General features: G+C 46.2%; 21 protein-coding genes and 1 tRNA gene. 11 read left to right on the top strand and 11 right to left on the bottom strand.

What is annotated here, in order from left to right:
- The first annotated feature begins 5 nt into the window (after nt 1-5).
- From Pan54_RS07595 to Pan54_RS07570, 6 genes are all read left to right on the top strand, one after another.
- Entirely contained in the window at nt 6-1,076 is a 1,071-nt protein-coding gene (locus Pan54_RS07595) for a Gfo/Idh/MocA family protein (RefSeq protein WP_242631249.1), read from the top strand.
- A gap of 97 nt (nt 1,077-1,173) precedes the next feature.
- A complete protein-coding gene (locus tag Pan54_RS07590) occupies nt 1,174-2,421 on the top strand; it encodes a serine hydrolase domain-containing protein (RefSeq protein ID WP_146502914.1) in 1,248 nt (415 codons plus the stop codon).
- Nucleotides 2,422-2,443: 22 nt separating this feature from the next.
- Nucleotides 2,444-3,019: a nicotinamide riboside transporter PnuC gene (pnuC, locus tag Pan54_RS07585; RefSeq protein ID WP_146502913.1), complete on the top strand. Its 576-nt coding sequence runs from the start codon at nt 2,444-2,446 to the stop codon at nt 3,017-3,019.
- Nucleotides 3,016-4,041, top strand: coding sequence for an AAA family ATPase (locus Pan54_RS07580; protein WP_146502912.1), 1,026 nt, complete (start codon nt 3,016-3,018; stop codon nt 4,039-4,041). The genes pnuC and Pan54_RS07580 overlap by 4 nt, the downstream gene beginning before the upstream one ends.
- Nucleotides 4,042-4,091: 50 nt before the next feature.
- Nucleotides 4,092-5,198, top strand: a complete 1,107-nt coding sequence (locus Pan54_RS07575) for a cis-3-hydroxy-L-proline dehydratase (RefSeq protein WP_146502911.1) — start codon at nt 4,092-4,094, stop codon at nt 5,196-5,198.
- Between the two features lie 775 nt (nt 5,199-5,973).
- A tRNA-Arg gene (locus Pan54_RS07570) sits at nt 5,974-6,047 on the top strand.
- Between the two features lie 42 nt (nt 6,048-6,089).
- On the opposite strand, the gene Pan54_RS07565 is transcribed toward Pan54_RS07570, so the two are convergent.
- On the bottom strand, nt 6,090-6,284 hold the full coding sequence (locus Pan54_RS07565) for a hypothetical protein (RefSeq protein ID WP_146502910.1): 195 nt from the start codon (nt 6,282-6,284) through the stop codon (nt 6,090-6,092).
- A gap of 163 nt (nt 6,285-6,447) precedes the next feature.
- On the opposite strand from Pan54_RS07565, the gene Pan54_RS07560 reads away from it, so the two are divergent.
- From Pan54_RS07560 to Pan54_RS07550, 3 genes are all read left to right on the top strand, one after another.
- The gene (locus Pan54_RS07560) at nt 6,448-7,482 is read left to right on the top strand and encodes a hypothetical protein (protein ID WP_146502909.1); all 1,035 of its coding nucleotides are present in this window, start codon (nt 6,448-6,450) and stop codon (nt 7,480-7,482) included.
- A 91-nt stretch (nt 7,483-7,573) separates the two neighbouring features.
- Nucleotides 7,574-7,990 (top strand): hypothetical protein, encoded by a 417-nt coding sequence (locus tag Pan54_RS26060; protein WP_146502908.1) that lies wholly within the window; start codon nt 7,574-7,576, stop codon nt 7,988-7,990.
- A complete protein-coding gene (locus Pan54_RS07550; protein ID WP_146502907.1) occupies nt 7,983-8,375 on the top strand; it encodes a hypothetical protein in 393 nt (130 codons plus the stop codon). The genes Pan54_RS26060 and Pan54_RS07550 overlap by 8 nt, the downstream gene beginning before the upstream one ends.
- Here Pan54_RS07550 and Pan54_RS07545 read toward each other — a convergent pair.
- The 4 genes from Pan54_RS07545 to Pan54_RS07530 all read right to left on the bottom strand — a co-directional run bounded on the left by Pan54_RS07545 (nt 8,372) and on the right by Pan54_RS07530 (nt 11,643).
- Entirely contained in the window at nt 8,372-9,595 is a 1,224-nt protein-coding gene (locus Pan54_RS07545; protein ID WP_146502906.1) for a tyrosine-type recombinase/integrase, read from the bottom strand. The two genes, Pan54_RS07550 and Pan54_RS07545, sit on opposite strands and share 4 nt — an antisense overlap.
- Before the next feature lie 48 nt (nt 9,596-9,643).
- Entirely contained in the window at nt 9,644-9,883 is a 240-nt protein-coding gene (locus Pan54_RS07540) for a hypothetical protein (RefSeq protein ID WP_146502905.1), read from the bottom strand.
- Nucleotides 9,884-10,022: 139 nt separating this feature from the next.
- The gene (locus Pan54_RS07535) at nt 10,023-11,237 is read right to left on the bottom strand and encodes a hypothetical protein (protein ID WP_146502904.1); all 1,215 of its coding nucleotides are present in this window, start codon (nt 11,235-11,237) and stop codon (nt 10,023-10,025) included.
- 70 nt (nt 11,238-11,307) lie between these two features.
- Entirely contained in the window at nt 11,308-11,643 is a 336-nt protein-coding gene (locus Pan54_RS07530) for an HTH domain-containing protein (protein ID WP_165441649.1), read from the bottom strand.
- A gap of 261 nt (nt 11,644-11,904) precedes the next feature.
- On the opposite strand from Pan54_RS07530, the gene Pan54_RS07525 reads away from it, so the two are divergent.
- Nucleotides 11,905-13,032: a hypothetical protein gene (locus tag Pan54_RS07525; RefSeq protein ID WP_146502902.1), complete on the top strand. Its 1,128-nt coding sequence runs from the start codon at nt 11,905-11,907 to the stop codon at nt 13,030-13,032.
- Nucleotides 13,033-13,050: 18 nt separating this feature from the next.
- On the opposite strand, the gene Pan54_RS07520 is transcribed toward Pan54_RS07525, so the two are convergent.
- The 5 genes from Pan54_RS07520 to Pan54_RS07500 all read right to left on the bottom strand — a co-directional run bounded on the left by Pan54_RS07520 (nt 13,051) and on the right by Pan54_RS07500 (nt 17,426).
- Complete coding sequence (locus tag Pan54_RS07520; RefSeq protein WP_146502901.1) at nt 13,051-14,352, bottom strand: MBL fold metallo-hydrolase; 1,302 nt, start codon at nt 14,350-14,352, stop codon at nt 13,051-13,053.
- Between the two features lie 6 nt (nt 14,353-14,358).
- Nucleotides 14,359-14,742, bottom strand: a complete 384-nt coding sequence (locus Pan54_RS07515; protein ID WP_146502900.1) for a hypothetical protein — start codon at nt 14,740-14,742, stop codon at nt 14,359-14,361.
- A 324-nt stretch (nt 14,743-15,066) separates the two neighbouring features.
- Nucleotides 15,067-16,053, bottom strand: coding sequence for an IS30 family transposase (locus Pan54_RS07510; protein WP_165441826.1), 987 nt, complete (start codon nt 16,051-16,053; stop codon nt 15,067-15,069).
- An 89-nt stretch (nt 16,054-16,142) separates the two neighbouring features.
- Nucleotides 16,143-17,123: a helix-turn-helix transcriptional regulator gene (locus Pan54_RS07505; protein ID WP_146502899.1), complete on the bottom strand. Its 981-nt coding sequence runs from the start codon at nt 17,121-17,123 to the stop codon at nt 16,143-16,145.
- Nucleotides 17,124-17,186: 63 nt separating this feature from the next.
- Nucleotides 17,187-17,426 carry a hypothetical protein gene (locus tag Pan54_RS07500; RefSeq protein ID WP_146502898.1) on the bottom strand — a complete coding sequence of 80 codons (240 nt, stop codon included), beginning with the start codon at nt 17,424-17,426 and terminating at the stop codon, nt 17,187-17,189.
- 122 nt (nt 17,427-17,548) lie between these two features.
- Between Pan54_RS07500 and Pan54_RS07495 the strand changes: the two genes are divergently transcribed.
- Entirely contained in the window at nt 17,549-18,085 is a 537-nt protein-coding gene (locus Pan54_RS07495) for a hypothetical protein (protein ID WP_146502897.1), read from the top strand.
- 18 nt (nt 18,086-18,103) lie between these two features.
- Here Pan54_RS07495 and Pan54_RS07490 read toward each other — a convergent pair whose 3' ends face one another.
- On the bottom strand, nt 18,104-18,877 hold the full coding sequence (locus Pan54_RS07490; protein ID WP_146502896.1) for a hypothetical protein: 774 nt from the start codon (nt 18,875-18,877) through the stop codon (nt 18,104-18,106).
- Between the last annotated feature and the right edge of the window lie 82 nt (nt 18,878-18,959).

The raw sequence follows: 18,959 nt of genomic DNA, 5'->3' as shown, positions 1-18,959 counted from the left end.
AGAAAATGATGACGCAACAAGCTTACAATTCCACTAAGAACATCCGTTTCGGCTTAATTGGTTTCGGAGCCTGGGGCAAACATCATGCCGATGCGATTCATAAAACAGATGGCGCAGAACTGGTGGGCATCTCTGCACGAAGTGGATCCTCATGTAAGGACGCTCGCGATACTTATCCCGATACAACGGTTTACTCAAACTACGAAGACCTGCTGGCAGATGATTCCATTGAAATTGTTGACATCGTTGTTCCCAGTTATCTGCATCATGAAATTGCCTCGAAAGCACTCAAAGCTGGAAAGCATCTTTTACTTGAAAAGCCGATGGCCATTTCGATGTCCGAATGCGATGACCTGATCAACATCGCCAAGGAAAACAAGCGAATCTTTGCCGTCGGACACGAATTGCGATTGTCGTCATTATGGGGCAAAGTAAAAGACCTCATTGAAGAGGGCTATATCGGCGATCCCCAATATGCATTGGTTGAACTGTCCCGCAATCCCTATCGACTCGGAGCGGATGGCTGGCGATATGATATCAGCCGCGTCGGCAACTGGATTCTCGAAGAGCCGATCCACTTCTTCGACCTGGCTCGCTGGTATCTTGCACAAAGTGGAGAACCGGTTTCAGTCTATGCCTCTGCAAACTCCAGGCAGCCTGACCATCCCGAATTGCAGGACAATTTCAGCGCGATCTTGAAATTCGACAAAGGTGCTTATGCCGTTGTGACACAAACTCTCAGTGCTTTCGAGCATCATCAAACAGTGAAAGTCACCGGCACCAAAGGAGCATTGTGGGCCAGTTGGAGTGGAGCCATGGACCGCACCCGTCACCCGACGTTTTCACTTCGCGGTTTCAATGGAGAGAATGTCGAAGAGATCCCCATCGAAAAAATGACCGGCGAGCTTTACGAACTCGAAGATCAAATCGCGATGCTGGTCGAAGTTCTCAACAATAATGGCTCACTCGCTTGCCCTGCAGAAGAAGGCCGCTGGTCTGTCGCCATGTGCCTTGCTGCACAACGATCTGTGGAAACGGGATTACCCGTTTCATTTCAGGATTTCGTAAAACGTTGAAGTCGTATTGAACTCTTTCAGAGTGGTAATTCGGTTGGGATTTCGTGATGATGCAGTCTCAAATCTGGAGATTCGTTTCATTCTCGGAGTTCTCATAATGCTTAGTCGTATCTCATTCAGCGCTTGTCTTTTGCTGCTGATAGCGATTCCATTACATGCCGCAGATCTCCCTCTGGCTGCCCCGGAATCCGTCGGGATGTCTTCCTCAAAATTGAATCAGATCAATGAGTTGATGAATGAGCAGCTGGAGGAAGACAAACTCGCAGGTGGAGTGGTAATCGTCGCACGCAAAGGCAAGGTTGTTTTCTTCGAAGCTTATGGGCATCGAGATCTGGCTAACGATAATCCCATGGAAAAAAACACGATCGTCCGTCTGTTTTCCATGACAAAATCAATCGCTACCGCTACAGCGATGATGCTTGTTGAAGAAGGCAAACTGGAAATCGATGCTCCCGCTTCCAAATACGCACCCGTCCTCTCAACCGTTAATGTCTGGACAGAAGAGGGACTGGTCGAGCCGAAGCGAGAAATTACAGTCGCCGACTTAATGCGTCACACAGCCGGCTTCGGAAGAGGCGGTGACGATGCAGTTGGTAAAGCTTTCAAGAAGGCGAAACTCCCGCAGTCAAAAGATCTCGATGATTACGTAAATCGGCTGGCTGCCGTTCCGCTGGCTTATCAACCAGGAGAAGAATGGATCTATTCCAACTCCATTGATGTCCTCGGACTGATCGTCCAGGAAGTCTCCGGCCAGCCATTCGGCGAGTTTCTGCAGGAACGCTTGTTCGATCCCCTCGATATGACTGACATCGGCTTTTATGTTCCTGCTGAAAAACTTGATCGATTTGCTGTCAACTACAAACGCAGTGAAGACGGTCTCATCCCGATTTCCAATTCCGAAACAGATGCTCGCTATCACAGTATGCCAGCAGTCCAATCTGGAGGCGGAGGACTGGTTGGTACAGCAGCTGATTACATGAAATTCCTACTTATGATTGCCAACGGGGGCCAATGGAATGGTAAGCGATACCTGTCTCCCGAAACCATCAAGTTGATGACGACAAATCAACTTCCCGAGGCTGCCTTTCCTATCGGTTTCGGCTCACAGGTTCGACATGGCACAGGCTACAGTTTCGGATTCAATGTTCGCACGGCCGACACCGAATGGGATCCTGCAGCCCGCGTCGGGGAATACGGCTGGGGAGGAGCCGCTTCCACCCATTACTGGGTCAGCCCGAATGACGACGGCCTGATCGTTGTCACACTCGAGCAGATCATGCCTTATACATTTGATACGGAATGGCTTCTCAAACCTGTCATATATGATGCGATCAATGATAATTAATAAATGGGATTGAGTGGCAACCGTGACAGGAATTGAACTTGCAGCCGTCCTGTTTGGACTGGCATGTGTCTGGCTGACGATCCGTCAAAACATCTGGTGCTGGCCAACGGGTTTGGTTCAGGTCATTCTATATGTCATTATCTTTTATCAGGTAAAACTCTATTCGGATTTAATTCTTCATCTGGTTTATATTGGAATGCAAATTTACGGCTGGCATCACTGGCTGTACGGCGGAAAAGATCAAGAAGCTTTGCCAGTTTCCACCCTCACTTCTCAGCAAAGGCTCCTGTGGATACTCGTTGCTGGCCTGATTACTCCCCTCTGGGGTTTTGGCATGGCCAAATACACCGATGCCACATTCCCCTATGGAGATGCTTTCACCACGGTGGCAAGTTTGATCGCTCAATGGTTACTGGCTCAAAAGAAACTCGAATCATGGTATTTCTGGATCGCAGTTGATGTCATCGCTATCGGAATATACTGGCAAAAGAACCTGGTGTTAACAGCTGGGTTGTATGCCGTCTTTCTGGTCCTGGCTGTTATAGGTCTACTCGCGTGGAGAAAAGCATATTCGAGTAACAGAAGTGAGGCGATATGACAACAGGCCTGGTCCTCGGAAAGTTTGCCCCCTTACACAAGGGGCATCAACTCCTCATTGAAACGGCTCTTCAGGAAAATGAGCGTGTGATCGTTATGATCTATCATTCTCCTGAGGTTACAAGCATCCCCCTTCCTATCCGTGCGGGATGGTTAAAACAACTCTATCCACAAATCGAAATTATCGAGGCTTGGGATGGTCCGATGGAAGTGGGTGATACTCCCGATATCAGACTTCGGCATGAACAGTATCTCCTGAAGAAACTGGGGACAACGGCCATCACAAACTTCTATTCTAGTGAATTTTATGGTCAGCATGTCAGTGAAGCATTAGGAGCAAACGACCGTCGTGTCGATTCGAAACGCACCCAAATCCCTGTCTCTGCAACTGTAATACGTGATAATCCTTTTCAGAATCGAAAGTATCTTGCTCCTGTTGTGTATCAGGATTTAATCAAAAAAGTCGTTTTTCTGGGAGCTCCTTCGACTGGTAAAACGACCTTGGCCCGTGAACTTGCCAAAATTCATGAGACTGTCTGGATGCCCGAGTACGGTCGAGAGTACTGGGAGAAACATCACAGTGAAAGACGACTGACAATGGAGCAAATGATCGAAATTGCAGAAGTTCATCGTCAAAGAGAAGATGCCCTTGTCCACGAAGCGAATCGATTTCTTTTCGTCGATACCGATGCGACAACCACCTCAATGTTTTCGATGGCTTATCACAATCAGGTCCATCCACGATTAGCCGAACTCGCCTCCGAAACGAATAACAGGTATGACTTATTCTTCCTCTGCGGGGCTGAAATTCCATACGATGATACGTGGGATCGATCCGGTGATGCAGATCGTCAGGTCTTCCAGGAGCAAATCAAGTCCGATCTATTACTACGACATCTTCCGTTCATTACACTCATTGGGACTTTGGAAGAACGCTTGAATATTGTTAATAAAATCCTGCAGAACTTTGATAAATATCGTCCTTTAGGCGATCAACTCCTTAATTGGCAGCCATTGAATTGATCGCGATTATTTCAACCCGTTATTCCCCTTGTTATTGATTGACCAAAAAAATGAAAATATCCTGTATCAGTGCTTATCAGGTAAACTTGCCCTTGAAAGAAGGATCTTACAAGTGGTCAGGAGGGAAATCGGTTTCAGTATTCGACAGTACGATTGTCTGCGTGGAAACAGATTGCGGAATGAAAGGCTATGGCGAAGTCTGCCCGTTAGGGCCGTATTATCTCCCCGCCTATGCCGAAGGAGTTCGCGCCGGAATCCGTGAATTGGGTCCCCATTTGATCGGTATGGATCCACGCGAGTTGAGTCAGCTGAATCACCGTATGGACGCCGCATTCAAAGGCCATCCCTATGTCAAATCGGGAATCGATATTGCCTGCTGGGATATTCTGGGAAAAGTAACAAACCTGCCGGTCTCGATTTTATTGGGAGGACGATTCGGGGAGTCCGTCAGACTCTATCGTGCAATTTCTCAGTTACCACCAGACGAGATGGCTCACAATGTCAATCAGTATCGAAACGAAGGCTACACACGATTCCAACTCAAAGTTGGCGGGGATCCTGATACCGATATCGAACGCATCCGGGCAGTCTCCGCTGTTCTGGGGGCTCAGGAGCGACTCGTCGCTGATGCCAACACCGGCTGGACACAGCATGAAGCGATGAGAGTCGTACGAGCGGTAAAAGATCTGGATGTTTATATCGAGCAACCCTGCTTAACCTACGAAGAGTGCTTCGCCATTCGCCAACATACCAATCACCCTTTCATACTCGACGAAAACATCGACAGTCTGGCGATGTTGATGCGAGCCAAGCAAGATCTGGCTATGGATGTTGTCAACTTAAAAATCAGCAAGCTCGGAGGCTTAACCCGAGCCAGACAGGCTCGGGACCTGTGCGTTTCAATGGGGATCGCAATGACTCTCGAAGATTCCTGGGGCGGAGATATCGCAACAGCTGCCATAGCCCACTTTGCCCACAGTACTCCCGAAGAATTTCGTTTCACAAGCACCGACTTCAACAGTTATGTCACTGTCGAAACGGCTTTAGGTGCCCCAAAACGACATCAAGGCTTCATGACAACCAGCAATGAACCGGGACTGGGAATCACCCCCATCCCCGAAGTTCTCGGCCAGGCCGTTTTTGAGATCAGTTCATAATCTCAGAAACTACTGTCAATGACTTGCTGATGTACTAATAAAAGTTGATGACTCTTAAGTACAGAATTAGCTTAACTAGGAAAAGATTGAAAACTGGCTATCAAATTTTCGCAATCTCATTCGGAGGCTTCCTCAGAATGAGTCTTTCGTCATTATTTCTTCGCATTACAAGTGTCTTCATCTTATTGTAGAATTGCAGTCTGTCCAAAGATCCTGTTAGGGAGACTTCTGCAATCAAAACTCATCTGAATGGAGGCACTGCCCAGTGGAATCCTTTCGAGCCGTCATACTGCTTGCACACAGCAATGCAGGCAACGTAACATCTCGTACAACTTGGCTAAATTTCCTGCAAAAGCAGGCCCATGTCTCGATATATTATTCGACTACCAAGGCTACGGAAAAAGCGAAGGATTTCTGCCCATAAAAAACGCGACTCACAATAAGTGGATCAATGAAGAATACGAAAAAACAATTTAAAAGTTTCATTCCGCATCTCGAAAACGCTCATTAAAAACATTGAATTCCTTAGGCATATCGTTGAACCTAATTCCTGCCATCGTGTCCTGCTGACAATGCCGGCCTACCGCGCAGACGACCAGTAAACACAAGGGCAGTATTTCAAGTAGAGATTTCCCGATCTCTTAAGAGAATCTCCCATTATTCGGATTATTAAAGGCAACATTTTCTGACATTACAAAAACAATCTCACCAACACTTGCCACCCGTCCCCAGAGTTGCAATATTAAGCCCATGGGAATAAACTCCACACCAACAAGCACCCGTAGCTCAATTGGATAGAGCATCGGTCTACGGAACCGAAGGTTAGAGGTTCGAATCCTCTCGGGTGTAATGACTTACGTCAAATAGGACTCGCGAATGTACCTAGGTACCTTAGTCCATTGGACGTTTAGCAAGATACATATCCGCTAGTCTGTTGATTTGCTCTCTTTGCGTTGGTCCTTTTTGAAAGTTCCAAGTCAGATCTAATGGAATATCTGTAATTTTGTTTCTGAGATAGATGAAAGCTGGTACCACAACAGCTGATGCCAGAATCAACAAGACCACGATTAATTTTAAGTCCCACATTGTTCTTCTCCTTTGGAGTTGAGATACGATGTGGGATTTTTTATGGGTTCAACTTGTAAGTCACTCACTTTGAATTAACTTACAACATCTTACCCATAAGCGTTCGTTGATGAATCTTGTTTAGATAGTTACAACTGCTTTTACTTGGATGCAAGTCGTAATAATGAGTCAAAATTATTTCAAATTTTCTCTTAAATTTCTTGGCCCTCAAAGATTAGGGACATCGAGGAAACATACAGATGGTGTTTTCAAGGTTGTCAGTAGCGAGTTCTACTTGTCAACTAATACAAATCCTTCGACGACTCGTTTTCCGGCAAGAAAACAAGTCGGGGAGAATCAACTCGACACGCCGGTGATTGACAAAATTTTACTATTAATTCTCGAATCAAAATTAGAAAACAGACATATCGCGAAGTCATCTCGTGTTGTTAGTAATCTTCGTGCAAGTTTGAGAAATTCCTCTGATTGGATGAAAGATATTTTTGGCGGTCACGAAAATTTAGTTCAATATTTCAATGATCTAAGGAATTACCTTTTTGGAGGTAATAAAGAACAGTTGCTATTCAATACAGAGATCATTTTACTTGACGAAAAGGATGGTGAACTTCTTTACACAGATGCTCATGCAGTTTTGTTAGATGAATACGAAGACCAAATTACGATCCCCCCCCAAGTTCGAAAGAAGCTACTTAAGATCGTACGCTTAAAGTTACAACTTCACGATTTAGAAAATGATTCGAAGATGCTAGCGGCTGGCAAAATTGCTTTGCTTTTAAAATACAACGAGATGGCAGAATCACTCTCCAAAGAGTTCCTTGGAAAACACGGCCTCCTGAAGAAACTCAAAGAAACCATAAGTGTTGAACAAACGTATTCAACCAGGGACAAAAAGGATCGTGATCTGGCAAAGATAATTGCAGGTCAACTAAAAAAGTATTTGGATGACGTTGAAACATTTCAGGAAGATTATTGCACTGAGGATTTAATCCCAAATTTCAGTGATGTCGTCAAACAAATCAGAAGAACATACGAGCTTTCAGCTGAGTGGATGCAATTCGATCAAAGTGAATCTCATTCGACCATACTGGAACGACATAAAACAATTACAGAAATTGACGAAGTTATTGAGAACTTTTTGGAAAAGTTCAGTAGCCAGATCCACGAGTGCAGATTAACTGCCTCAATATTACTTAAATGAATGTCGATCTAATAAAAACGTCCAATCATTTGAGTAGTGGTACAAGTTTCTGTACAGTAGTCCCTTTCAGTGAAAGGGCTTTTCTTTGGTGATGGTGAGCGGGCGTAAACTGACTAAAAATTATCTAGAGACTCAGCTCGAACGTGCTTCAGTCATCTATGATGAAATTTCGATTCGTGAACATGAGATGAACGAGGAAGCAAGGGGAAATTTTCTCTTTTGTTCAAATCGTTGTATGTTGGAAACTTCAACATTTATTCAGAGCCTGTTAAGTGATCCTGACGTTTACGATGATACCGGACTAATTAATGACTTTACTTTCGAAATGACTAATTTTCGGAACATGGTTAGCGACATTTGCAATTGTGCTGAAAATGGCTGCAATATTGGCAGCTTATTTCCTCAAAAATGTATTTTAATGAGAAATTCCTTGGAAAATCTCTGGGCTACATATAATTCGTTGATAGAACAAGTGATTGATAGGCAACATGGGGAAGATAATGAATGAATCCAAACTGGAGGAAAGTTGGTTTGGGGCAATTAAAAATGAGGTCCTAGATCCAATTCTCGCAGGAATTCTTATTAAACTTGGGGAAGCATCCAATCAAGTAAGAACAGCGTTGTACGCTCGGAACTCGTCTGCTTACTTTCAGGGTATTGTAAATACGTGCAAATCTGCTCAACACCTCCGATTACATGTTGGCAATTTAAACAAAATGAGTGATACGGCAAAAGGATTTGCTCGAGAGGCTATAGATCCGGTTGTTGGGTCACTTGTCGACGAAGACCTTGTAGATGAGACAAACAAAATTCAATTTCGGAGTGCACTGGAAAATATTTCAGATCGGAGAGAAATGTTAGAATCAACCAATATTTTTGTTGGCAAGTCCTAACTATTAACAATTTTATGTAACAAATCTGCATCACTCTGAGTATTGCCAGGAGCGTAATGTTTTTGGGTCGTTTCCCATGAAGAGTGTCGCATGACACGACTGATTATCAATGGTGGTACTCCCATGTTTCTCAGTTTCTCACCACATGATCTCCTGAGATCGTGAGCAGAGACATATTTTTCTACTTTACCTTTCGAATCATCCTCTTTCGCCACGACAATTCCGGACTCCTTCCCTATTTTGCTTATGACTCGGCCAACCCATTCTGGGTTTGGTCTTTGATGTCGGACTTTTCGCCCTAGTTTCATTTGCAGAGATTGCGGGTCAAATACCCAACATCGCCGATTTTCCAAAGGTGTTTCCAAAAGGAGTTTTTCAAATCCTGGGAGAATGGGGATTGTTTCATGTGTCCCGTTCTTCTGCATTTCCGCTGGAATTTCCAGAACAGGATGTTTTCCATCCGCCCAGATCGGTCTGATTTTTCCAGTTTCATCCCAAGAGACATTCATCAATTCCTCGATCCGAAGTGCCGATTCCCATAGCCCCTTCAAAACATATTTCCAGGATTCCGCGGCTTCTGCTCCAACAACCACAGTGACCGTTGACAGAAGATGCTTAAATTCAGCTTCATTGATTGGTCTCCCCTTCATCGGACTCCCTTTAGAGATCCGTAATCGAGGAAGTTTCGGCTCTCTTTCCAGCCAATCCTGACGATAGGCCCAATTAAGAGCTGCCAGAACCGCTTTCATATATCCTCTAACGGTGTAGTCTGATCTAGGCCTGTTGTCACGACTGTGTTCTCCCGATAGTAACTTGACCTGAAGTGCTTGTAAGGCAGTTGTATCAGCCATCTTCCCCAATGACTTAGGCTTGATAATTCTCTCAGCAATGTCCAGGCGACTTTCTGCATCCTGGGCGGTCTTATCTCGTACAGTCGCAAGATGCAGGACTCTGTATTCTTCTCGGAAATCTTTCCAGTCCATTTCAGGCCCCCGAATCTTCTCAGAAGCAGATTGAATTTCGATTCCCAATAACAGTTTGGCTTCGATCTCACGCTTCAATAATTCAGCCACATTGCGATCTCGACTCCCGGTAGAAATCCTGATCTCACGCTTCTCGATCGGACAGTGATAGCGGACCTGAATCGGTCTGCCAGATGGTTCAACAATTCGCACTTTCGGGACTGGATGAGTTGTCGATCTATTTATTTTTCTGACCACCGGTTGTCTCCTCCTTCAGTTTGTGTAAATCTCTTCAAAATAATGAGTTCACGAACTGACGGAGGTGGGTTCGGCTTCCTGAGAACTACGGCTGGAATTCAGAACATAGTCGATCCAATCACGACCAAGAATGTAACCTTGCTTGTGTAGGTAGCGAACCTGAAGCCCAGCCCGACGAGCAACTCGGAGTGTGTGATCAGAGATGTCGAGCCGTTTTTTGAAGGTCCGAAGCGTATAAAGTTCTTCGGTGTTGATTACGCCATTTGTCGTGAAGTCCATTTGTGCCATGAGTGAACCTTTCCAGTTCTAGAAGTGTTGTGACACTTCTCACAGAGGCTGTTCACTTCTAACCGCATGGACTTCATGTCTTGACTGTAAGTATTTGATCAGTAACAAGTTAACGTCAATTATTTATTTTTCTTACTGCCTAGTTTTTCTCTTCTTTTTGCTTAAGCGTTTTTATGTAATCGGATTTTCGCGTCTGATTGGTTCCTTGTTGTATGTATTCGATTTTGCTGGGATCAATTGGTAATTCACGATTCGACTTTGATGAGTTTTCTTCTGAGATTTGGCCGTAAAAACTTCCTCCTTTTAGTATCAGCATTTTGTCTATGAAGTCGAGAAGGGATCGATTCCGATCGTCCATATCGAGAAACCGTTGGTACTTTTTCATTGGATTTTTACCAAAGATGTCCTCCATTACTCGTCGGACCGTGGAATCTGCTGGCCCCCCACCCTTGTGCTCCCATTCCAGGATGGCTGCCCACTGTTTTGCATTCAACCGAGAGAATGGCGTTTTTTTTGTCACAGTGCCTGTTGTGTCATTCCAAGTTTGGTCGAGGTCGTGATAAGAACGAAGATACATACTGAGACTTACAATCTGTTTTTGCCTCTTCCTCGAAGAGTTTTTAGCGATTGTTTTCGATTTACTTGTTACTTGCTCACTCACTTTGGATGCACGTCGTTCCATTGGGAGGATGCAGGTAAGAATGTCTATCGCCGCGATGGAACTACGGATGACACCGTCGAGCAAGTATGTATCTAAATAATCGGGGAGTTCGTTTTCAGACTTTTCAAATCGATCTTTCCACCTAGGAATTTCCTTGATCGCAGTCCCTTTACAGATCAGCCAGTCAAATGGTGACCAGCCATGAGGGTGCGGACATTCGTACCATGGGAAAAAGCCAATAATGTTGGCATTCTCCTGATACTCGACCTCAATCTCTAAATAAGGAGCTTTTGAAACGCTTGCTAAGTAGTAAACCATTGACATCCATCGAATAAGATTTCGATCCGCCTGACTCGATAGCTTAGGGATTTCCAGAGAGGGGACCATTCCTCCTGGGATATGGTCACACCACTCCTCAATCCCGTTCAAGGCTGTTTGGAGTGCGTAATAAGGGCTGTTGTTGCTGCCATAAAAACGATGGCTGTGGAATTCACAACCTTCAGACTTAATACTGATATTCTGAAATGGTTTGTGTCCTAAAAGTTTCGGCTCGAGGTTATCGAGAGATAGGTTAAGCTCACTTTTATTTCGAAACACAGAGAGCACAATTGCGTGATACATCTCTGGACATGTGTTGTATATCTGCAGTAATTCATTACGCAGAATTTTGAACGGCTCCCGCCAGTCATTCATCTCTTTGCCTACTATTAATAATTGGAAGAAAACACAAATGATTTAGTTCCAATTTATTAGAAGAAGACTACTATTGTCGACTTAATGACTGGATCAAACTTAAAAAATTTTCCAAAGATTTGGAAAAAGCCTCACCATCCTGAACCAGCTGATTGGCAGCGTCTTTCATCTCAGATGTGAATTCTGATTTACTCTGCACAGATGAAGATTTTTCCTCAACCATAGGGAATTTATAGCCAGGGCGGATACTGTATGACCTCGTTTTCTCATCAAAAAACCAAGGGACGCCCGCCATAGAAAGTGTCTGCAAGAGGCGATGGATCGTTCTTGTGGAACATTCCAGTTCTTCCGCCAAGGCAGAGGCATCCCATCTTCCACGGCCGGAAATCAGGTGCAGTACTTGCATTAGTCGAGCCAGCCTTTCGCACTGACGGACTCTCCTGTCGGCATCGCTTCTCTCTTTGTGAGGTTTTTTCTTGACCATCCTTTAATTGGAACAAGGAAAGTTGCCTACAGTGGGTCAGTGCAACAACTGACAAAATAACGACTGGTAGATTTAAGAGTGTCGTGTCTTCTATGAAACTACACTGACCCTCTGTTGACACTGCGGTTGAGTACACTGCCTGGATTCCATCTGTACTATTCACCTACTCGACAGGAGCCCCAGATGCCTCGATTGACGCTGATACACACACAACAGGAATTTGTCGCCGCTGCTGAGGGGAGGACGGGACGGCACGTCTTGCTGAATGCCTTGTTTGACTCTGGAACTCCTGAGGCAATACGACTCAATCTGGCAGCACCAAATTGCAGCTATTACAGTCCATCACATGGTTTGCAAATTTTCCCCCGCGGTGAGGTTCCATTCCAAGTCTTGTCTCCCGCCGTCTTGCTTTCCGTGACGGAGCTTGCTGATTGGGTGAGAAACTTTTCTTTTGTCGAAGACGCTGCAGGCAACGTTTCCTGGGGACAGATTCGTCAGGATGATCCTGTCAATGATCTACCGCTGCAAAGGCTTCAGTCTATCTTGTATCAGTTTCTGTACACGGACTCATTGCTCAACGACTTGCCTGTTGAGACAGACCTCTATAATGCCTATCTGAATCATCCACGAAGTCTTCGCCTATTTGACGGCAACGAAGTCAGTAATGCTGGCCAGGAACTGCTAAATAATTTCTCGAATGCTGCAACTTGTTATGTCCAGATTCCCCAGTTGCGTGAGTATTTCATCCAGGAAAATGTTCAAGAGGGAGATCTTGGTCCATCGGGAGAACGGTTTCGGCAGTGGTTCCAACAGAATTTTCGACTCCCAGTAAGTGGAGAAGAAGTACTTCTGGAGTATGTGGCATACGCTCTACGCCCTTTGCGGATATCAGGTGCTGAGTTCTACTACAACCAGCTGGAAAATGATACTCGTGGATTGTCAGTGGATCTGTTATTTAGATACAACGGTCTGCCCGTGTGGACAGAACTCAAGATGGTCGGCGACACTTGGACTTCGTCGGCATTACAGCAAATTCTGCTTTATGGATCAGCGGTTGCTGGCGAACATCAGGCGAACCGGTTTCAGTCCATATACGGGGCTGAATTTGGTACTGGACGTCACTGGCTGGCGGTGCTTGTGGAGGATCGTGACGATCCAGCTTTTCAGGCGGATTTTGATCAGACTCTTCGGTTCGTCCAATTGCCAACTTCAATACCTGTGATTCAGGAGTACTTCAGAGGGATGATTCTGGGGAAGATTAAGAAAGACGGAGATCAGTGGGAGATTTCAGATTGGAACGTTGTCGAGTGACATAGGGTTTGTTAGAGATCACTTAACCTGGTATGGCTCACCATCCTTCAGCTGTTTGACATTTGAAAAATGGTTTCCAAATTCTTGTGGTTCAAAGGTGTGGATCGGAATGATTATTTTCGGATCGATTTCTTTGACGAAGCTGACGATGTCTTTCGACAGCATGTGACCACTGGTATGGACATTATGCAGGCTGCCGTTGGATTTCGCTAGAATATGCTGAGTTGATTTCCAGTCCGGTTGTTCCAAGTATCCGTACCATCTCGAATAGAGACAGGCTGTCAGATCAGGGAACAGTCTGTCGAAGTCATCCAGCATGGAAGCCCGGAAAACCATCAGGAATTTCTCTGGAGCATCTCGGATTTCTTTCAGCTGAATTTCTGCTTCCCTGAATCGTTCGATCTGAGCCGTTCTACCTTTGTTATGGATCGACACTTTCAGGAAATGGGGAACGTACACGCGGACCAAGCCCTTGGGTTTCGGTTGTGGGAGTGAAATCTCATTCTTGAGCAGGTGCATGATGAATGCAGTGTAGACATCAGCCACGAAGGTTCGTCCACTATTCTTGGTGGCTCGGATGAAACATGTCAGCCTGTCGATATGCTGAGGGCTAAAAGAGGCCAAGACTAGGCTTTCACAATTCTTCACTAACTCGGTGATTTCGTCTTCGAGTTTGTACTCGGTGGCCAAGTTGCCATCGGAGAAGCCAAAGTGGGTTCCTTCCATTAGCATTGCGTCGGGTGTTTTGTTCTTCAGGACTTCGATCAGTCGTTTTCCCATGCCCGGTTTCCTTCCATGACTGCGAAGGTCTCCCGTGTAGAGAAGTCGCTTGCCGTTCGCTTCAATCAGAAATGCCAGGCATCCAAAGATGCTGTGATCGACCGAGTATCCAGTGATTGTGAAGTCCCCGATGGTGATGGGTGATTCCGGTTTGATCTCCCGGAACCGTTCTCTTGGGAGTTCGACCTGCCCTGCGAACAGACTTCCGGCCAACATCATCTTGCTGGAACCTGAACTGGCATAGATTGGAATAGTATCTTTGGAGTGTTTTAACAGCCCCGTATGATCCATGTGGGCATGAGACAGAAGAATGGCGTCAGGGGCAGATCCGTCGTCGAAGAGTCCGTCGACTTGGGGAAGTATCCCCTGCCTTTGTAGTTCTTCCGTAGTCTGACGTTGTAATGTAAAGGTGTTGAGAGGTTGACGATTCTCATCAAACAGAGGCATCCCAACATCCAGAATAATTCGAGTCTCTCCACTGCGAAGTTCAATGCAGTTCCCGCCGACCTCCCTGCTACCTCTATGAATAGTCAATTCCATTTCGACTCAGTTCTCCCTTTCATCTTTAAGATCGCCACGAGTGGCAAGACCGATATTGAGGGCAAGTCGAGTTCTGCGTTCTTGTTTGAACATGCGGAGTTCTTGTTGTTCCCAATCATTTCCAATCATAGCACGTGTTTCGAACCATTCTCGGTCATCATCCAGCAGGTTTCCATCCCGACTCGGAATCCACCAGTCCGAAAGCTGGGCCGTGAGCATGGCTGCTTGGTAGCTGGCTCCGAGATAAGCCTGATACCCGGCGACCTGGATCCAAATTCCCTTATATTCACAAGAGTCATCCTCAATGATAGGACCGAACTCCAGATCTGGATTGGCAACAATGCACTCTTTGAATAATTTGAGTATCTGGTCTTTTTCTTGCTCAGTCATTCTAAAACTCAACTCTCATTATTCGTATATCCTCATCTTCGGAGAATTGGACTATTTCACGGGATCTACTTTTCGACTTTACGGTGTTGAAGATCATCGCAGTCCACTGCCCGAAGCCGAACACGATAAGATTTTACCACATCCCTGCCATCAACCATCTTTGCAGGATGAGATGAAAAGATCTCGATAGTCTCAATATTCACATGTCTGACTGCGGATTATAGCTCGTCTTCAGTAGTTGGTATTCATCAATATGGCATCATTCAAACTTTGACAATACATATCTCTGAGTTCCTTTGGAGCAATCACGCGAACAGGGTGGATTCAATTTTGAAATGCACGGGTTTTGGGTTCGAACAGTTCGTGTGGTGATTTGAATTGGTACTTTTTGCGAGGCCGGTTGTTCAACTCCATCACAGCCGCTTGAATATCCTCGGCTTTCAGTTTACGGAAATCGCTCCCCTTCAGGAAGTATTGCCGCAGAAGCCCGTTGGTGTTCTCATTCTGGCCGCGTTGCCACGGCTGGCGAGCCGGAGCAAAATAGATCGCACAATGCAGGGCTTGCTCCAACTCTCGATGACCCGAAAACTCACTCCCGTTGTCCGTCGTCAAAGTTCGAATCAATGACGATGGCAACCCCTCAAACGCAAACACCGAAGCCGCGTTCAACGTCGATGCTTTCTTGTCCGGCAGATAGCTCGCCACAAGATAGCCGGTCTTGCGTTCGACATGCGTGACAATGTAGCCGGTCCCCTTTTGACCCTCGATGGTATCCGATTCCCAGTGCCCGATCCGCGAACGATTGCGTGCAGAAACCGGTCGCTGATCCATTGGCTTTTTGGTCGGGTCGCATCGTCTGGAGATCCCTGTGCCGTAGCGTTTGCGGCGTTTCTTTCTCGATTGACGCAGCTGCCTGTAGATGTTGCCGCCCTGCTTTTTGTTTGCTTTGATCCAGGCGTAAATCGTCTCAATGGATATTCGCATTCTGGCCTCCCGAGGATGCAGTCGCAAGAGTTGACCTGCAATCTGTTCCGGCGACCACTTGAGAGACAACTTATCGAGCAGGAATTCTTTGAGCGGAGCGTGGTTGAGTTTCCAGGGGAGTTTGCAGAGTTGTCGACGCCGTCGCGCTTTGCGGTCGGCTTTCCCGGCGAAATACTTCCCGGTCGCATCCGAATTCCGCCGCAGTTCTCGGGAGATCGTGCTGGGGTCTCGGGATAACTCGCGCGCAATTTCTATTCGAGAGTGTCCCAGGGCGTGCATGTGCGCTATGGAATCACGTTCCTCAGCAGTAAGATGCGTGTGTGACATTCGTGATTTCTTCTTAGTAGGATTGATGGTCGTTTGGTCAAAACAAACCATCTCACGAATGTCACTCTTTTTCCATCAACCCGTGCATTTCAAAATTGAATCCACCCAGTTCCAGACCAGCTCAAAATCCATCGTAGGATTTCATTGAGACCATCAACCGTAAATTTCATAGTGACAGAGCCGTCACGATGTTTTGTTACCTGCTGGGTGTGGTGCCACTGGGTTTCCGTGACGATACTTGAAGCTTCCGATTCAAATCGCAGTTCAATGTCGTAGCTGGTCTCTCCGCGATAGACCGACCATGCATTGCCGAAGTGTTCTCGAAGATTGAAGTCTTCTGGAACGTTTGCCTGAAGATCGAGCATTCTCAGGCTCTTGAACCGAGCCACCCGGAGTGTCTTGGCTTCCCCTTCCCCCTCCAGATGACCAATGATGTACCAGGCTCTTTTGATGAGGCAAAGACGGTATGGATGGATCACTAATTTAACCGGTGATTCTTCATATGGGCTTTCGTAAACCCCCGTCAGCTGTTTCCCTGCCAGCAAGGCATGTTGCACGGTGTTGATGGTCAAATGATGTTTGCTGTGGTCGACAAATTTTAAATCGAAAACCTGCATAATTTCGGCGGCATCGGCCAGGATCTCCTTGATCTCTTCTTTAGATGTAGCCGTCAGCTTGCGAGTCACTGATGCGACTTTATTCCCAACACTTAAGCTTGGTGCCTTTGAGAGTGTGGTGGCCATCGCTTGGCTGATGGCTTCTTCTTCTGTGAGTGCCAACGTGGGGAATCGATAATCTGGTCTGACTCGATAACACTGATCCTGCGCGTCAAAAAACCAGGGGACACCACTGAATTCGAGAACTTCCAGATCCCGAAAGACGGTTCGCTCTGAGACTTCGAGTTCTTCCGCAATGGCACGAGTGTTGTATCGTCCTTGTGATTGAATCAGGTACAGGACGGAGAGTACCCGAGCCATTCTCTCACTTTGCCGAACACGTCGATCCCGGTCTGGACGTCGCGGCACCTCGGGCCCTGGAGGTTTCTTTCGTGAGGCTTTCTTTTTGGCCATGCCGTTGAGTCTTTCACAGATAGAGTTTTCATCAGTCTGACACAGTTGTGTGTCATGGGAGGGTCAGCTGGTTGCTCCCAACTCGAAAATCCAGCTATGAGCCTGATCAACCACTTTAGCGACGAGCGGGAGGTCATCACGTCCGAAAGAGTCGGTGTTTCGCCATTCATCCCCGTCCTTATAAAGACGGCTGATAGTCACATTGTGCCGCAAACCGGCAGAGGTTTCGTTCTCCCAGATGGCGGCCTTGACTGCTCCGAGACGGATTTCATGGACGGGTTGCTGCTTTTGTTTGCACTTCACTTCTGATCTCCTGTATTAAAAGAACGGGTTATAAGCTATATACCCGGCGATAATGGACATTGACTCTTCTTCAGACAGGAATTTCGAAGAGACTACTAATTTGCGTTTTCGGAGCCTTTACGATGGATCAATTTGAAACTGTTATTTCTACGCTGATGGAAAAAGAAAACTATTGGGTTCGCCAATCCTTCAAAGTCTGTCTGACGAAAGAGGAGAAAACGCAGATAGGTAAACCAAACATGCCACGGCCCGAGATCGATGTGTTAGGGCTTGATTTTGCCCGGAATGAATTGCTGGTCATGGAAGTCAAGTCATATCTCGATTCTCCCGGTGTCCGTTTCAATCGATTGACGGAGATTCACGATACTCCAACTGGCAAATACAAGCTGTTTACATGCGTTCGATATCGAGAGATTACATTTTCCAGACTCCGGAGAAATCTGGTCGCGGCTGGAATGATCAATCAGGATACAAAACTCATCCTGGGGTTAGCAGCGGGGAAGGTTCATGGAGGAGAAGAGAAAATCAGGAATTGGATGGAATCTCAAGGCTGGCTTTTTTGGGCACCAAAGGATATCAAAAATAAACTTTCAGACTTGGCGAAGTCAGATTACGAGAACAACGTCTCGGTTATCACAGCTAAAATTCTGAATCGATAGTGAAATGATTTTCCCGTTTCAATGACTCTGTCCATTTCCCCGCCCCAATTGGCTGACTTTGAATTCTAAGTAATGATCAAGGTCGTCAATCAATGTCCGTTCCGGTTTGGAGAACCATCGTCGTTGTTGCCTCAAAATATTGATGACATCCAGATAACCCAACTCTCCGATAAATGGGAGACCAGGCAGATCGTGAAGACGTTTGCCGTCCGGAATGGAAGATTTGAGTTGGCTTGGGTCCCGGTATTTCTGGACCAAGGAATTACCAGTTGTAGGTGTTAGTAAGATCAGGACGAAGTCTCGCCGTTCTCCGTTGAACAATACGTCTTCCTGAAACCAGCCGTTTTCTCGAAGACCGACACGGGCATTCCGAATCAGTTGGTCGGATGGATATCCTGAGGAGCCATTGTTGTGAGTCGTTATGGAAGAAAGTTTCGAGCCATATTTCATCTCAATGAAGACCGTGGTCTTGGGATTTTCCCAGGTTATTACGACATCCACTTCCGTAGAACCTTCATTCCACTTCAGATGTTGCCGAGGATAGCGGCGTTGTTTTTCCCAGAGTTCGATCCTCAAGTTCCGGTAGACTTGTCGCCGGAACCGTTCTTCTCCCAGGGCCTGATTGAGCAGGTCTTTCAGCCACCAACGGGGATTGATAGCTTTCAGCGTTCCGAACAGGTTCCCGGTTACGACGTCTTCACTGGTTGGGCGAATAATCAACGGGCATCGAAGTTCTCCTTTCTTAGCCGGTTCACAGAGACAGCCGGATTTGCCACCGAGTTCCGTCAGCATTTAAGTTCACCCTTCCGTTTTGATAATATATGATTACGTATTGTATCTGTGCTCATCGTCAAACTTGGTGTTTCAATTGACT

It is taken from the genome of Rubinisphaera italica, assembly GCF_007859715.1.
Classification (GTDB): Bacteria; Planctomycetota; Planctomycetia; order Planctomycetales; family Planctomycetaceae; genus Rubinisphaera; species Rubinisphaera italica.
The sequence above is the reverse complement of the archived record's forward strand: the minus strand, read 5'-3'. Positions and strand labels throughout refer to the sequence as shown.

What these genes read in the sequence shown, in the direction of transcription:
- Pan54_RS07595 (WP_242631249.1), top strand. Translation starts at nt 6, where the DNA reads ATGATGACGCAACAAGCTTACAATTCCACTAAGAACATCCGTTTCGGC.
- Pan54_RS07590 (WP_146502914.1), top strand. Translation starts at nt 1,174, where the DNA reads ATGCTTAGTCGTATCTCATTCAGCGCTTGTCTTTTGCTGCTGATAGCG.
- Pan54_RS07580 (WP_146502912.1), top strand. Translation starts at nt 3,016, where the DNA reads ATGACAACAGGCCTGGTCCTCGGAAAGTTTGCCCCCTTACACAAGGGG.
- Pan54_RS07575 (WP_146502911.1), top strand. Translation starts at nt 4,092, where the DNA reads ATGAAAATATCCTGTATCAGTGCTTATCAGGTAAACTTGCCCTTGAAA.
- Pan54_RS07565 (WP_146502910.1), bottom strand. Translation starts at nt 6,284, where the DNA reads ATGTGGGACTTAAAATTAATCGTGGTCTTGTTGATTCTGGCATCAGCT.
- Pan54_RS07560 (WP_146502909.1), top strand. Translation starts at nt 6,448, where the DNA reads ATGAGTCAAAATTATTTCAAATTTTCTCTTAAATTTCTTGGCCCTCAA.
- Pan54_RS26060 (WP_146502908.1), top strand. Translation starts at nt 7,574, where the DNA reads ATGGTGAGCGGGCGTAAACTGACTAAAAATTATCTAGAGACTCAGCTC.
- Pan54_RS07550 (WP_146502907.1), top strand. Translation starts at nt 7,983, where the DNA reads ATGAATGAATCCAAACTGGAGGAAAGTTGGTTTGGGGCAATTAAAAAT.
- Pan54_RS07540 (WP_146502905.1), bottom strand. Translation starts at nt 9,883, where the DNA reads ATGGCACAAATGGACTTCACGACAAATGGCGTAATCAACACCGAAGAA.
- Pan54_RS07535 (WP_146502904.1), bottom strand. Translation starts at nt 11,237, where the DNA reads ATGAATGACTGGCGGGAGCCGTTCAAAATTCTGCGTAATGAATTACTG.
- Pan54_RS07530 (WP_165441649.1), bottom strand. Translation starts at nt 11,643, where the DNA reads ATGCAAGTACTGCACCTGATTTCCGGCCGTGGAAGATGGGATGCCTCT.
- Pan54_RS07525 (WP_146502902.1), top strand. Translation starts at nt 11,905, where the DNA reads ATGCCTCGATTGACGCTGATACACACACAACAGGAATTTGTCGCCGCT.
- Pan54_RS07520 (WP_146502901.1), bottom strand. Translation starts at nt 14,352, where the DNA reads ATGGAATTGACTATTCATAGAGGTAGCAGGGAGGTCGGCGGGAACTGC.
- Pan54_RS07515 (WP_146502900.1), bottom strand. Translation starts at nt 14,742, where the DNA reads ATGACTGAGCAAGAAAAAGACCAGATACTCAAATTATTCAAAGAGTGC.
- Pan54_RS07510 (WP_165441826.1), bottom strand. Translation starts at nt 16,053, where the DNA reads ATGTCACACACGCATCTTACTGCTGAGGAACGTGATTCCATAGCGCAC.
- Pan54_RS07505 (WP_146502899.1), bottom strand. Translation starts at nt 17,123, where the DNA reads ATGGCCAAAAAGAAAGCCTCACGAAAGAAACCTCCAGGGCCCGAGGTG.
- Pan54_RS07495 (WP_146502897.1), top strand. Translation starts at nt 17,549, where the DNA reads ATGGATCAATTTGAAACTGTTATTTCTACGCTGATGGAAAAAGAAAAC.
- Pan54_RS07490 (WP_146502896.1), bottom strand. Translation starts at nt 18,877, where the DNA reads ATGCTGACGGAACTCGGTGGCAAATCCGGCTGTCTCTGTGAACCGGCT.